The 13675-nt window shown below is 44.3% G+C and carries 16 protein-coding genes; 9 read left to right on the plus strand and 7 right to left on the minus strand.

Annotated features, from left to right (window positions below):
• Nucleotides 1–15: 15 nt before the first annotated feature.
• From J7E78_RS11385 to J7E78_RS11405, 5 genes are all read right to left on the minus strand, one after another.
• Complete coding sequence (locus J7E78_RS11385; RefSeq protein ID WP_251034974.1) at nucleotides 16–1395, minus strand: amidase; 1380 nt, start codon at nucleotides 1393–1395, stop codon at nucleotides 16–18.
• A 190-nt stretch (nucleotides 1396–1585) separates the two neighbouring features.
• Nucleotides 1586–2614 (minus strand): ABC transporter substrate-binding protein, encoded by a 1029-nt coding sequence (locus J7E78_RS11390; RefSeq protein WP_215076312.1) that lies wholly within the window; start codon nucleotides 2612–2614, stop codon nucleotides 1586–1588.
• A gap of 34 nt (nucleotides 2615–2648) precedes the next feature.
• The gene (locus J7E78_RS11395; RefSeq protein ID WP_215076313.1) at nucleotides 2649–3521 is read right to left on the minus strand and encodes an ABC transporter permease; all 873 of its coding nucleotides are present in this window, start codon (nucleotides 3519–3521) and stop codon (nucleotides 2649–2651) included.
• Nucleotides 3521–4297 (minus strand): ABC transporter ATP-binding protein, encoded by a 777-nt coding sequence (locus tag J7E78_RS11400; RefSeq protein WP_211082670.1) that lies wholly within the window; start codon nucleotides 4295–4297, stop codon nucleotides 3521–3523. Before J7E78_RS11400 ends, J7E78_RS11395 begins: the two co-directional genes overlap by 1 nt.
• 241 nt (nucleotides 4298–4538) lie before the next feature.
• The gene (locus J7E78_RS11405) at nucleotides 4539–6218 is read right to left on the minus strand and encodes a PucR family transcriptional regulator (protein ID WP_215076314.1); all 1680 of its coding nucleotides are present in this window, start codon (nucleotides 6216–6218) and stop codon (nucleotides 4539–4541) included.
• Between the two features lie 218 nt (nucleotides 6219–6436).
• Here J7E78_RS11405 and J7E78_RS11410 point away from each other — a divergent pair, with 218 nt between their 5' ends.
• From J7E78_RS11410 to J7E78_RS11435, 6 genes are all read left to right on the plus strand, one after another.
• Nucleotides 6437–6913 (plus strand): hypothetical protein, encoded by a 477-nt coding sequence (locus tag J7E78_RS11410; RefSeq protein WP_215076315.1) that lies wholly within the window; start codon nucleotides 6437–6439, stop codon nucleotides 6911–6913.
• Nucleotides 6914–6979: 66 nt separating this feature from the next.
• Complete coding sequence (locus J7E78_RS11415) at nucleotides 6980–7318, plus strand: hypothetical protein (protein WP_215076316.1); 339 nt, start codon at nucleotides 6980–6982, stop codon at nucleotides 7316–7318.
• 134 nt (nucleotides 7319–7452) lie between these two features.
• Nucleotides 7453–7611 (plus strand): hypothetical protein, encoded by a 159-nt coding sequence (locus tag J7E78_RS29365; protein ID WP_251034975.1) that lies wholly within the window; start codon nucleotides 7453–7455, stop codon nucleotides 7609–7611.
• Between the two features lie 417 nt (nucleotides 7612–8028).
• Nucleotides 8029–8541 carry a pilus assembly protein gene (locus tag J7E78_RS11425; RefSeq protein ID WP_215076317.1) on the plus strand — a complete coding sequence of 171 codons (513 nt, stop codon included), beginning with the start codon at nucleotides 8029–8031 and terminating at the stop codon, nucleotides 8539–8541.
• 85 nt (nucleotides 8542–8626) lie between these two features.
• Nucleotides 8627–9154 (plus strand): hypothetical protein, encoded by a 528-nt coding sequence (locus tag J7E78_RS11430; protein WP_215076318.1) that lies wholly within the window; start codon nucleotides 8627–8629, stop codon nucleotides 9152–9154.
• Between the two features lie 79 nt (nucleotides 9155–9233).
• Nucleotides 9234–9437 carry a hypothetical protein gene (locus J7E78_RS11435; RefSeq protein ID WP_047843932.1) on the plus strand — a complete coding sequence of 68 codons (204 nt, stop codon included), beginning with the start codon at nucleotides 9234–9236 and terminating at the stop codon, nucleotides 9435–9437.
• A 106-nt stretch (nucleotides 9438–9543) separates the two neighbouring features.
• Here the strand turns inward: J7E78_RS11435 and J7E78_RS11440 are convergent, their stop codons facing one another.
• Nucleotides 9544–9762, minus strand: a complete 219-nt coding sequence (locus J7E78_RS11440; protein ID WP_215076319.1) for a hypothetical protein — start codon at nucleotides 9760–9762, stop codon at nucleotides 9544–9546.
• 150 nt (nucleotides 9763–9912) lie between these two features.
• On the opposite strand from J7E78_RS11440, the gene J7E78_RS11445 reads away from it, so the two are divergent.
• Nucleotides 9913–10338 carry a hypothetical protein gene (locus J7E78_RS11445; protein ID WP_215076320.1) on the plus strand — a complete coding sequence of 142 codons (426 nt, stop codon included), beginning with the start codon at nucleotides 9913–9915 and terminating at the stop codon, nucleotides 10336–10338.
• Between the two features lie 153 nt (nucleotides 10339–10491).
• Here the strand turns inward: J7E78_RS11445 and J7E78_RS11450 are convergent, their stop codons facing one another.
• Nucleotides 10492–10866 carry an iron-sulfur cluster biosynthesis family protein gene (locus tag J7E78_RS11450; protein ID WP_311517027.1) on the minus strand — a complete coding sequence of 125 codons (375 nt, stop codon included), beginning with the start codon at nucleotides 10864–10866 and terminating at the stop codon, nucleotides 10492–10494.
• Nucleotides 10867–11143: 277 nt separating this feature from the next.
• Between J7E78_RS11450 and J7E78_RS11455 the strand changes: the two genes are divergently transcribed.
• Together J7E78_RS11455 and J7E78_RS11460 are read left to right on the plus strand one after the other, a co-directional pair.
• Entirely contained in the window at nucleotides 11144–12172 is a 1029-nt protein-coding gene (locus J7E78_RS11455; protein ID WP_215076321.1) for a LacI family DNA-binding transcriptional regulator, read from the plus strand.
• 181 nt (nucleotides 12173–12353) lie between these two features.
• Nucleotides 12354–13625 carry an ABC transporter substrate-binding protein gene (locus J7E78_RS11460; RefSeq protein ID WP_215076322.1) on the plus strand — a complete coding sequence of 424 codons (1272 nt, stop codon included), beginning with the start codon at nucleotides 12354–12356 and terminating at the stop codon, nucleotides 13623–13625.
• The last annotated feature ends 50 nt before the right edge of the window (nucleotides 13626–13675 follow it).

A 13675-nucleotide genomic window follows, 5' to 3' on the forward strand; every position in this document is an offset into this window, starting at 1 on the left:
GCTGTCATTCCTTTCCTAATGAATGTGTATATTTGGTGTTAACTGATGCCAGTTCGTAGCCTGCTGATAATGATGAGTGATGGACAACAAGCGGTCTTCTCGCATGAGTGGACCAGCAAGCTGCATGCCGATAGGCAATGGCTTCCCTGAGGTGGTATCGAACCCGATGGGTACGGTGATGGACGGTAGACCTGTATTGGTGAAAGGTCCGTTGAAAATCGGGCTGCCTGTCTTGTAGCCGTGTGGGGCTACATATGGTGTTGATGGAGTCAATAACACATCCACTTCATCGAAAAGCATCATCATCTCGTTCCGGAATATCGTTCGGATGCGTTGTGCCTGCAAATAATCAACGGCACTCGTCTGGTAACCGAGTTCAAGCTGCTCCCGCATCGTGTGGCCGTAACGATCAGAGGCTTCCGCGAAGCGTTCCTGGTGGAAGGCGGCAGCTTCTGCCCGCATAACCGTACGATGAGCAGCAACGGTCTCTTCCATATAAGAAGGCATGTCAACTTTCTTCCATTCCATACCCAGCTTCTCAAGCACAGCGATTGCCGACTCCACCGCTAACAAGATCGCCGGTTCATCAGTCTGGAAGAAGCTGCTCGGCAGACCGATTACCATTCCTGAAATAGGATGCTCAAGAGCACTTGTTAAGTCTGGCTTGCCATAAGGAAGCGTGAAGGAGTCCAGCTCATCTTGCCCGGCCATCGCTTCCAGAACGATTGCGTTATCTTGAGAGGATCGAGTGAAGGCGCTAATATGATCCAGGCTCCAACTGGCTGTGATGACACCATTACGGCTAACCCTGCCGTAAGTGGGTTTCATACAGGTTAATCCGTTGTAAGCTGCGGGTCTGAGCAGAGATCCAAAGGTCTGCGTTCCGAGTGTGAAGGAAGCCATGCCAGCCGCTACTGCAGCGGCAGAGCCGGAGCTGGAACCGCCCGGGGTATGTTCTAAATTCCACGGGTTGCGGGTTGGCGGTTCTCCTCCCTGAAAGGCGTATTCTGTCGTTGTTGTCTTGCCGAGCAGGATAGCGCCTGCAGCTTGCAACTTATTAATCACAGTTGCATTCGTTCCGGGTACGAAGTCTGGAAAGGTACTTGATCCGGCCGAGGTGCGTATGCCAGCGGTATGGATAATGTCTTTGGCTCCATAGGGAATGCCGTGCAGAGGACCGAGATATTCGCCATTCATCAGTTTTTGTTCAGACTCTCTTGCGGCCTGCAAAGCCTGTTCGGCAGTGACTGTAACGAAGGCTTGCACAGCAGGCTCTACTTTCTCAATGCGATTCAAATAGGATTTTGTAAGCTCGACAGGAGATATCAACTTATTTTTAATCAATGTCGCGGCTTCAGCAATCGTCAGCTCGTTCAGTGGTTTGGTAATCATCATAGAGGCACGCTCCTATGCGGAGGATTGGGTCCTACTTCTTCTGGCAACTTGAAGTTTCGAATCAGCTCCAAGTCTGTTGTAAATAGGGCAAGCTCCTCGCTTGTAATAACTCCGTCCGCATATTTAGCGCTTTCTGTACGGCGGTGTGTGAGATAGTTGTCCTGGTTCAGAGTAATCACCCTTTCTCTCTCTATTTGGTGAAGCTTGAATCGATAATCTCCTCGTAAGCGAGGTCTTCCTTCAGATTGCCGATGAAGCGCTGCATATCGATTGCGGTCTCGAATGCTGATTCATTGATAAGTCCCTCCGCAGGATATACTTTGCTGTCGATCATGCGTTGTACCGCTTGCTCCACGACGTTTTTGTCCAGATTCGGAAATTCCTTCACGGCAACTGCTTTTGCGCCTTCAGGATTCGATTGAATGTAGTCCAGGGCTTGCTCAATAGAGGTGACAAAGCGCTGGGTGAGATCAGGATTCTTTTCAATGAAGCTTGCGGTTGTATTCATCGTTGCAAAGGCAAAGTCAGGATAATCCTTTGTGAAATCATGGACGATATGCAGCCCTTCTGCAATGCCTTGATCCAGTTGCGGCTCGTAAACGATAGCAATGTCGGCTTTGCCGGCTAATACAGCACCAAGTTCGGAGCCATTCTGAACCTCGGTGATCGTCACGTCTTTGTCGATATCAATGTTGTTGTCAGCGAATAGTTTCCGCAGTAAGCTGTTCGAGCTTGTAGGTGCCAAGCCTACTACGATGGTTTTACCCTTGAAGTCCTCTGTGGTGTTTACCGTTACTCCTTCTCGTGCAACCGCCCATACTGGAGCGCTGCCTGATAGAAGGACCAGTGAGCGAGCATCTCCGCCCTTCGCATTTGCAAATGCGACATGCTCAGGACCGTGGAAGGAGAACGCAGACTCGCCTGAGATCACCGAAGACAACGCTGTTGGACCGCTTCCGGCAGCACGGATAGAAGATAGCTCAATGCGATTCTCCTTTAGAAAACCTTGGTTGTTCGCTACATACAAGGGAAGGTAGAGCAGGTTGTGATACACCTCGGACACCATAATTTTGTCCACCTGCGTATTTGCTTGCCCCCCGCTATCAGATGCACCTGCACCACTCGCGGGTGTCGTGGCATTGCTTCCGCATGCACTGAGCAGTGTAGTCAAAATAAACGTCATTGCTGCTAGAATTGCTATCTTTTTGAATGTACGCATTAGTCATCAATCCCCTTTAATCGTTGTAGGTCAGCTATACAGATGTGGATTTGCTGCTGGTCTTGTTGTCATTCCATGGAAGGAGACGGGATTCGATATAACCGATACAGGTGTAGAGGAGCATGGCGACCAGCATAAGCATGAACACGCCGACCCATACGGCCGGAAGGTTGAACAGGTTACCTTCGACGAATACCATATGGCCAAGTCCTTTGTCAGAAGAGATGAATTCTCCACCTACAACAGACACCAATGCCAAACCGATATTGATCCGGAAGGCTGAGATGATCCATGGCAGAGAGGAAGGAACGATAATTTTGCGGAAAATTTGTGATTTCTTTGCACCGAAGGATTTCATCAGATTAATCTGGGATTCGTCGATTTGATGCGTCGCTTGGTAGGCGGATAATAGCGCTACGATGAATGTTGCTACGGAGGCCAATGCAATCTTGGAGAAGATGCCTGAACCAAACCAGATGATAATCATGGGAGCGAGGGCGATCTTCGGAATACCGTTCATCGCTACAATGAACGGATCGAGCACACGGGCAACGGACTTGGAATACCACATGAGCAGTCCTGCCAATGAGCCGATTAAGCTTCCGGCTAAAAAGCCGATAACGGTGGCATTCACCGTTGCAAACGCGTCTGTAAGCAGTTGCCCTGAGCTGGCCATCGTGATGGCGGCATCAAGAATGGCGCTTGGTGATCCCATGAGGAATCCGTTAACGAGCTCCAAACGAACAGCGGATTCCCAGATCACTAGAATGACTGCAACAATAATGAACCGCCATAGCATTGTTACCAGCCATTCTTTGGAGAATGTGGACTGTCTGTGTTTGTTCTTGCTCTTCGTAACTCCAGCAGGCTTTCCGGCAAGGGTAACTTCAGGTGATGTGCTCTTCATTAGCTGATCCTCCCCATTTGGATGTCAAGCTCTGACCAGATCGATTCAAAATACTGCTTGAACTTCTGGTCGGAGCGGGCTTTCAGTGCTGAACCGTATTGCGAGGCGAGACCAATGTCATACACCTGCTTCACGGTTGTTGGTCTTTTGCTCATGACGGCAATACGGTCGGAGATGGCGATGGCTTCCTCGATGTCATGCGTGATAAGCACCCCTGTCTTGCCCTCGGATTTCAGGATAGACAAGATTTCATCTTCCAGAATGAGTCTGGTCTGATAATCAAGTGCGGAGAAGGGTTCGTCCAGTAATATTATATCGGGCTGGGTAACGAGGGTACGAATGAGGGCTACACGTTGGCGCATACCACCTGATAGTGTGGAGGGATAGGCTCCTGCGAATGAAGCCAGGCCATAACGATCCAGATAATCCATGGCAATATCGCCGCGATCCTTTTTGGACATGCCCTTCACTTCCAAGCCTAACGTGACATTATCCAGGATGCTTCTCCAAGGGAGCAATAGATCCTTCTGCATCATATAACCGACATGTCCGGTGGTCTGATCGATCTCTTCACCACAGACGATAACCTTGCCATTGGTTGGCTTAAGCAGACCTGCGATAATATTGAAAATCGTACTTTTGCCGCAACCGCTTGGTCCCACGATACTGAAGAACTCCTGTTTCTTGATTTGCATCGAAACCTCAGCCAGGACCTGAATATCTTCTCCGGTTGCACTGACAAATGATTTGGATACGCCTTGTATCTGTATAGCCATGATGGTAGCCCCTTTCCTACAGCCTGATGGTAGTTCGTTTCTTGATGTAATTAGATGTTAAGTAACTTGACATTAATGAATATATTCCTAATCATATAGACTGATAGCACAATTGTCATTAGTTACTATGAACATAAAAATAGAATTAAATCAGTTATAATGCACAAATGAAGATTGAATATGAATTGAATATGAAAGGAGCACGAGAAAAACGTGTCATTATACATTACACGCCCTCGGTTTAAGACGTATGATTAACTTCGCTAGGGGCTGGATTAACATTCAGAAGGGACTCAAGTGCGAAGGCAAGTCGGAAGCGAAGGCTCTCCATCGGGTCCTTAATGTTCCTGCCGGTTAGTTTCTCGCATTTCTCCAATCTGTAGATCACTGTATTACGATGTACGAAGAGCTCTTTCGCCGTATCAACGATCTGGCAATGATTTTCATAGAAGGAGGACAAGGTTTTCATAAGCTCGTTACGCTCGTTTGGATCTCGGTCGTTGAAGGGCTTAAAGGTTTCTTGATGGAACTGGAGCATCTCATCGTGGGGAATCATGCGCAGCAGACGGCTTATATCCATGGTTTGATAGGAATGAGCGAAGCGGGTCTTTCGCATCTGATAGCCGGATTGAAGCGCCTTGACTGCCTCTTTATAGGAGAGTCCAATATCCAATACATTGGTGTAGGAATTACCTATGCCGAAGGATAGGCTGAGCTGCGATTCCGTATATAGGGTGCTCGCGATCTGTTCAAGCTGCTGAACAACGGTGTGTTCGTCCCAAGACGATTCGGCCAAAAAGACGAGTATGCCGAACTGGTCGTTCTTAGTGAACATGACAAAGGAGAGAGCCAATCTGGCGAACTCCTGTTTAATCAACTCGTAATTAGCGTCTCGTTCCGAGATGAACCGCTCTTCCCCGGAGGAAGTAGAGTTCTGTTTAGGTATGCCCACTAAGGATTCATCCTTTTTGGCGATGATCAGAACGGAACTTCCTTTGGCTTGCAGCCCATATTTCTTGCCGCGATGCAGCGCTTCTTGTTCCGAACGAATGAAGCCCTGAATGAGATCGGAGAAATATTCATTTTTGTAACGGCGTGAGCGCTCCTTGACGGCTTGCTTCTTGGTTAACTCGAGACCGATCACATTGACGGCTTGCTCCAGTGCCAAAGTGGAGAGCTTAGAGCTTGCGGAGCTGTCGTATAGTGCGATCAAATAACCCTCGTGCCGATCCGTGAAGATGGGATGAAGCTCAGCATGCCGATATTTATCAGCAGTAAGTAGGCAGATCGAGATTGTGGTGTGGAAGGAAGGGTGCTCATCTATCAATGTCACTAAGGGAGCGGCGAGAGACTGGTGATCCATCTGTTGTGCATAATGGGAGCTTGCTGTAATCTGCTTCTTCGAACCAAGCAAAAGTACAGGCGAAGATAGCAGTTGAGACAATGTATCTACGATGGAGGGTATGCCTTTTCCCTGCATCACCATCGTGGAAAATTGCTTGTGAATAGACAAGGCGTAGTGGAGCTCATGAGTTTTGTTCTGAAGGATGGCACTGATCGAATGTTGAAATATTTCACCGAGTGTATTGTCTATCTCGGACAGTTCGATGATTGGGAAGCCCAGCCTGTCGGCTGTCTCAAGCAGTTGCGGGGATAATTCAAGAGAGAAGCGCTGTGTCTTGACAGCAAGCGCCGCACAACCAATCGTATGCATGTCTGTAATGAATCCAAGATGAGCATCAGGGCGGTCTTTCAGGATATAACCGTTGGTCAGCAGCATATCTCCCGGCTTCAGGAATTGGACAATATCTGGCGCGTCCATAATATTAATCGATTGCACCAACCGATCTAGTCCACGATGTCCGGCAATAACCTTTGCTTTGGAGAGAATGGGGATAGTCAATAACTGTTGCAGATCCATCTTCAACCCACTCGCTTTCATAATGATATGTTATAAAATCTAACATTAAGTGAGGCGGGCGTAAAGAAGAGTTTGGATAAAGAGGCTAAAAGATAGATGTAAACAAATTTTTCATAAATATAAAAACTTTCCAATAATTCAATGCGTTATACTAAATAGATCTAAAGAAAATTTGATCACTATTACCAACTCTATCACTAAAAAGGAGTTCTCAATCCATGAAACGAAAAGGATTAGTATCACTTTTACTTGCCAGTGTTGTTGCTAGTTCTATTTTAGTAGCATCGACTACTACTGCAGAAAGAGTTGTAGCCCAAACTCCGATGGAAGCAGCAACGGAGTATTTTCAGGCTTACATTGCTAAGGATGTAGAGGGAATGATGTTCTATTCTGAAGATACAAATTATTTGGATGAGAAAAGTCGTGAAGAAGGATATGTGAAGGATTTTAAAACCAATCCAACTACAGGGTATGAAATTGTGGAAACCAAACAAATCAACACGGATGAAGTTCAATTTTATGTAGTTCAAAAGTATGCAGGACAAGGCTACGAACAGTCACCACCACTTCCATATAAAATTTTCAAAAGCGAAAATGGATGGAAGGTTTTAGTAGAGCCACTAGAAATCAATACATTGACAGGTGAAGTCACTAAAGGTACACCGATTCACGCTTTGCGGTATACAAATCATTAGTTGTTGTATCTGGTTTCTACTAAAACACAGGCCCATACTATAGATACGATTGAGGAGTGACCACCAATGAAAAAATTCTTTATCAGTACGGTATTAATAATAACTGTTTCAGCAGTGACTGCTTTAAGTATTTATGCTAATAGTTATGATGTTGATTCTAAAGCGGATAACCCAAACTATCCAGATTTTGGTCCTGCAGTAAAATTATCAGAAGAGGAAATTAATAGAGCTCTAGAAAATGTCAGTGGCATAACGACATCTTTTGGAACATTTAATAGGGTACCCAAGAAAGACGCCTTCATTTCCGAGAAGGAAACGGTGGATAACTTAGATCATTTAACTGCTGATACCAAACAGATTTTTTCTCACGGTAATTACTTTGTAAAAAGCGATTTCGAGGAATAAATTTATCAGAAAATTAAGACCGACATTTCATTGATTGGGAATGGTTCTTTTTAGGGCGTGGGAACGATAGAAGTCACTGGTTAAATTCCGTGTTTGATGAAAGCGTTGAGTTTATTATTTTGGATTTGTTACAGATGGGGAAAGAGAAGCCAATCGTAGTAGATACTTTTATGGAACCTGCTTATCTAAGGGAGATTGTTAACCCCAACCGAGTTGTTTATATGTTTGCAGAAGATGACCTAATTCGAGCGGAGTATCTGGATCGAGATCATCTGAGAGGCATGGAGGATTAGTTCCCTAGTTTATCAGATCCACAACTTGCACGGGACGAAACATTAAACACGGTGGTTAGAGCATCGAATCATTACCTGCAACAAGCGGAGCAGTATCAATTAAAATGGTTCATGAGAACAACTCAGTCCAATAAAGATCAGATGTTATTGGAAGTTGAAAAGCATTTCGGTTTTCGATGATATTGAAGCGTCAAATTATATCAGTCGTCATTTGTTATACTCAAGGAATACGGTAACTCAATAAACCTCAGAAAGTAGCCGATCAACCTGATCGGCTGCTTTTGCTCAGCAACGGGCAGGTAACTCAATGCCATCTTGTGAATTACAGGTGTAACTTTTATTGATTGATAGCGTTGTTCATAACGAGGAACTTCTATAGGTTTTTAGAATAACTAAAAGAATACGAGGAATGAAGTAATGAAGAAAAAGAGACTATTTTTTACTGTTGTAGCATTAGCTTTAACAACAGCGACCGTAACTGCCTGTGATTCCACAAGTCCAACTCAAGAGAATATGTCTACTCCAAAATCTAGTGTATTATCAAGCAAGTCTGAAAGTACAACGATTTCTAATTCTTTAAGCGAACAAGAGAGCAAACCCTCCCACTATATTGCTTCTGGAGGCGCAACGGTACAGCAACCCTTTTCCGTAAATCCGGAATTTGTACACATAAAACTGCTTATGAAGAACAATAGTAGCCATGAAGTCAATGTTAGTTTAACGCACTTAGATACTAGTAAAGTGTATTTCGCTAGAACGATTGCTGCCGGGGAATCTTTGGATTGGAGGAATAGTAAAGAAGGTTTCACCCAAGGTATGAATACTGGAGGTTACTTGCTTCAATGGAGTGGTGGCGGTTATCGCGTTGAAGGGGAAGTATGGGGATCAGCTGGTTCAGACCCGGACGATACTGTTCATCTAACTTATTGATTTAAGGAGCAGTTTAGTGTAAAGACAATGGAATAACATACTATCTCATATAGAATACTTTATCTTTAAAAGGGAGGGGAACACATTGCATAATATGATGAATAAGAGACAATTTATTGAGATGACAGTTAAAGAACAACATTCTGTAGTATTTAAAGTTAATAATCGAGATGAATTTTTCCGTGGTGTTGCTAAAGGATTAAATGAAGGCTACTTATTTGTTGAAACAGAAGAAGGTATAAACATTAAATTTAAAGTGGATGACATCATTGAGATTTATGCTATCAAGTCTTCATCTCCAACGCATAGTGCTATCCAATCCCACAGTTTGATGAAAGGTAGCGATGATGACCTTGAAAATCTTGTACTCCAGTTTGAAAGTTTAAATGACGATGTAAAGAAACAAATTACCTCTTCCTTATCAAAAGTGCTTGGTAAGCAAGTGATCATTTCGAAAATGGATATAACTTCATACAATGTATCTGAAATAGAAATGATTGCTAACATGATAAATGGATATCTACTCACTATTAAAACACTGGATATTCATTCCGAATTTTTCGAATCATACAACCAAAAGACTTGTTTTGGGAAAGGGCTAGATAACAATTGAGAATAGCCTAAGGGAGCGAAAATTATAAACGCTAAAATAGCAGGTCGGGAACTGTAAAAAATTTCTGGGAGGTGAGTATGTGAAAGAAGGAATTAAAAATGTTCTGTTAGGTACTGTAGTTTTTGTTGTTGGCTTTTCCATTATTCTGCTTCTTACAAGCTCCGATATTGAAGCTGAACTTACATATTATGCTGCCATAGCATATGCTCTTTTATATTTAGCCAGTGTTATATCTGTTTGCACTGCGGTACTCCTGAAAAAGATGACTCAATTAAAAAAGTGAAATTACTCTTAAGCTAGCGGGAAACGTTAGCTGAATAAAACAAAGAAAGTAGCCGATCATTTTGATTGGCTGCTTTTATTCAACTTCTCTTACAGGTATCTGCTATCTATGAAATACTTACTTCAGCTCTATCATGTTGTAATTTGCCACCTTCTCTTGCTAAATAATTCTGCACTATTTGATTTTTATCTGATTCATGTACAAATATTGATTTCACCTGTGGGTTATCAAAAGATAATGTTAATTCGGGATAGATAAAATCGCCTTCAATAATGATAGGTAATTTATCTTCAATATGCCGGTGTGTAAGCTCTTTTTGTGCCAACTTGATGATTTTGTTGAAAACGATGGAGCTTCTTCAATTATCCTTTGGGATGGTACATCAGAAAGTTCAGGAAAACCTAGGAACAAATTGAGCAACCCTTTCTACGTATCATTCGTTTGAGTATGAAAGAGGTGATACGAAATTAATAAAATGAGTAATAACATCTTAATGTTGGTATTAGTGGTATCCATGATATTTGCGGGATGTTCACCAAAAGAAAAAAATGAAGATACAATTACTGAACGTGTAGTAACATCTGATTTCGTTCTTGAAGTAACAACACCAACAGTTTTAAGTACGGGTGAGACATTGAAAGTAAAAGGAACTTTAAAATATACAGGTATTAAACCTGTTGAAGTATCTCATGGAGAACCAATCATTCGTTTTTCCTTTTCCGGTAGTGACGAGGAGCGTAATTATAAGGATGTGGGATATGTAACTGAATTTAAATCAGGTCAAGTAGTTGAAGTTGAAGATGAATTTATGGTAACCAAGAAAGGGAAACAAAATCTCATTGTGGATATGACCGCGGATATCTCTATGACCATGAACTCAATTGAAATTCTTGTGAAGTAATCTGAGTGATATTGAACTGACAGAAAACTCTAGATTAAAAATGAAATGTTACAAGAATAATACCTAATGAACTCGTTCGAAATTGATAAAAAACCTCCCGTCCCACATAACATCTGGGCTTGGGAGGTTTTGATTATAGTGCGGATTCAACGTTTATCGTACAAACCATCCAGTAGGCTGAGGGGCTACGTCTGCGGTATCTCGTAAATCATGGACTTTGACATTACTGCCATAGATCATGGAATCGCTACTCAGTCGGAACGAAGGGAAACTGTGCTCGGATTGCAGACGCAAACAGGGTTCAAAGTAAATCTGCTGCTGTTTGTTGATTACAAAGGGAAGCGACCCCGCCTCTATGGTAACATCATCGCTATCCGGCTCGTTTAAGATCAGAAGTACCGCAATTCCGTCACAACCGCATCCATCGGTATCATAAAACAATTTGAAATAGCCTGGTCGATCTCTCAGCTTTTCAGTAAGTCTTGCTTCTGCCAGCGGACTGACTTGAATGATCATGACGTTGTTCACACTCCTCTAATCTCCAATGAATTCGCTTACAATTTAATATATGGACCATAAACGCAGATTAGAAGGTGAAATAAAGAAAAGCAAACGTGTCCTGTGAAAATATTGACGCTAAAGCGTAATGTAACGAACAATTCACGTATGAATGTTATATCCGGAACTTCTATGGATTCAGTGTGAAATCATTCGCCCGTCACTGAAACCCATTTCATCGTCATTCCTTATCTGGTATGATAAGCAGGGAAAATAGGGAAAATTAGAGAAAAAGGAAGGTTCCGCTATGACACCGATCACCATATACGACATCGCCAAAGAAGCAAATGTATCTGTAGCGACAGTCTCCCGGGTGCTGAATGATACGGCACCTGTGCGTGCAAGCACCCGAGAGAAGATTATGTCCATCATTGAAAAACACCAGTTTCAGCCCAACGCGCAGGCGCGCAGTCTGATCAAGAAAGAGACGGGCACCATTGCCATCATCCTGCCGGACATTACAAATCCTTTCTTCCCGGAAGTGTTCTGGGGCGCGGAGAATGAGGCACGCGGATTGGGATATACCTTCTTTCTGTGCAATACCGCCGGTGACTACAACAGGGAATCTGAATATTTGTCCATCCTGCGAGAGAAGCGGGTAGACGGGATTATTTTTCTCGGCGGGCGTATTAACATGCAGGTCTGTCCGGATGATATGGCGCAGGAATTGATTGATATGGGCAAGCGTATGCCAATCGTGCTGGTCAATGGCAATATTGCCAAAGGCGGGTTCCACCGGGTGTACACGGATGAAGGTGCAGGGGCATCCCTTGCAGCTGAGCATTTGCTTGAACTGGGGCATCGCGATATCGCCTTTGTCGGCGGTCTGAAAGAGTTGTCCACCACCATGGTCAAAGTCAGAGCTGTGCAGAAAAAACTCCGGGAGCATGGGCTCGAAATCCCGAAAGAACGGCAGTTGCTCGGAAGCTTCTCCATCGACGATGGTAAACGTGAAATGTCCAAACTGCTGGATCGTGACAATCCGCCAACCGCAGTCATTTGTGTGAATGACAACACGGCAATTGGTGCGATCAAGTCAACGATTGAGCATGGGCTGTCCATTCCGAAGGATATGTCCATCGTGGGCTTTGATGATACACCGCTTGCCACTGCCGTTATACCGGAACTGACAACGGTATCCCAGAACACGTATCAGCTTGGCAAACAGGCTGTGGATGTGCTGCATGAGCTGATTAACCAAGGCAAACCGAAGAAGCAGATTATTCTGCAACCGGAGCTAATTGTGCGTCAAAGTACGGGACCTGCTGCAAGATAAAGGGCCTGTAATTGGAAAAAGAAAGCGTTGACATTTCCTCGAAGGGTGAAATATAATGAGTGCGTGAATGAAACCCCTTTCATAAAGTGGAACGGGTTTTATGTTTCAGCTTAATGAAACCCATTTCATGAAACGGGTTTCAGTGTAGTCATCTATTCATTAGTTCAAGGGGGCGTAACGTATGAGAAGAAGTCTAAAGGTCATTTCGTTATTGATGCTGGTCATGGTAATGGGTCTTACAGCCTGTAGCAGCGGGAGTAAAAGCGGTTCTTCCGGCGAGTCCGGCGGCAAGGTTGATCTGAGCATGACAATCTGGGGCTCGGAGGATGAGAAGAAGATTTATCAGGAACGACTCGACATTGTGAAGCAGACGTATCCCGATATTAACGTGAAGCTGAACGTGGTTGCAGGGGATTATGACCAGAAGGTACAGACCATGATCGCCGGGGGAACGGCACCGGACATCATGATGATTGCCGAGAACTATCAGGCTTACGCCTCCAAGAATCAGATTATACCGCTGGATGACATGATTAAGGCCAACAATGTGAACATGTCTGAGCGTTATTCCGATGATATTGCAAACCTGATGAAGTATGATGGCAAACAATTTGGTTTGCCGGATCGGGCAGGTGCGATGGTCCTCTTTTATAACAAAGATCTGTTCGACAAGGCTGGGGTGGAATACCCAACCAAAGATTGGACACAGGACGATCTGATGGCGGCAGCTCAGAAGCTGACGGTGAAGGAGAACGGCAAGACGACTCAATGGGGTTACTATCCGGGTAGCTGGTGGCCGCAATGGATGCAGCTGATCTACCAGAACGGTGGCTCATTGTTTGATGAGAGTGGTAAACCGACCTTCAATACAGAGCCTGTGCGTAAAGCACTGCAATTCATGAATGACCTGACCTTCACACACGGTGCGGGACCAACGCCAACCGAGATTGCCGACATGGGGAATATCGGAGCTGATCCGCTGTTCGCTCAAGGCAAAATCGCCATGGAAACGACAGGGTTCTGGAACATCGGATCACTTGCCAAGGTGGAAGGCATTAATTGGGATATCTCTCCGGTATGGGGCGAAACGAACGCATTCTTTAACGGGTTAACGATTACCAACGCTTCCAAACACAAGGAAGAAGCATTCAAAGTCATCGAAGCACTGACCACACCGGAAGCACAGATGCCAATGGTCAAAGCTGGTCAGGATGCTCCTGCAACCAAAGCGGGTCTGTCCAGTGATGAATTCCTGAATGCTGAATATGGCGGCAAAAAAATCAACATGGCTGCGTTCAGTGAATCAACGATCTATGCAGAACCGTTCAACCCGCAATGGAACGAAATGATGAAGCTCATTAACGATAAGCTGGGTGTGTACTTCAACAACAAAGCCTCGCTTGATGATACCGTAACCGAAATTCAGAGTGGACTGGAAAGACTCTACAAATAGAGGTTTTTTCTGAACATGCACAAATAGCAGCGACAGCAGGACAGGTGGAA

Source organism: Paenibacillus polymyxa, assembly GCF_018614975.1.
GTDB lineage: Bacteria > Bacillota > Bacilli > Paenibacillales > Paenibacillaceae > Paenibacillus > Paenibacillus polymyxa_E.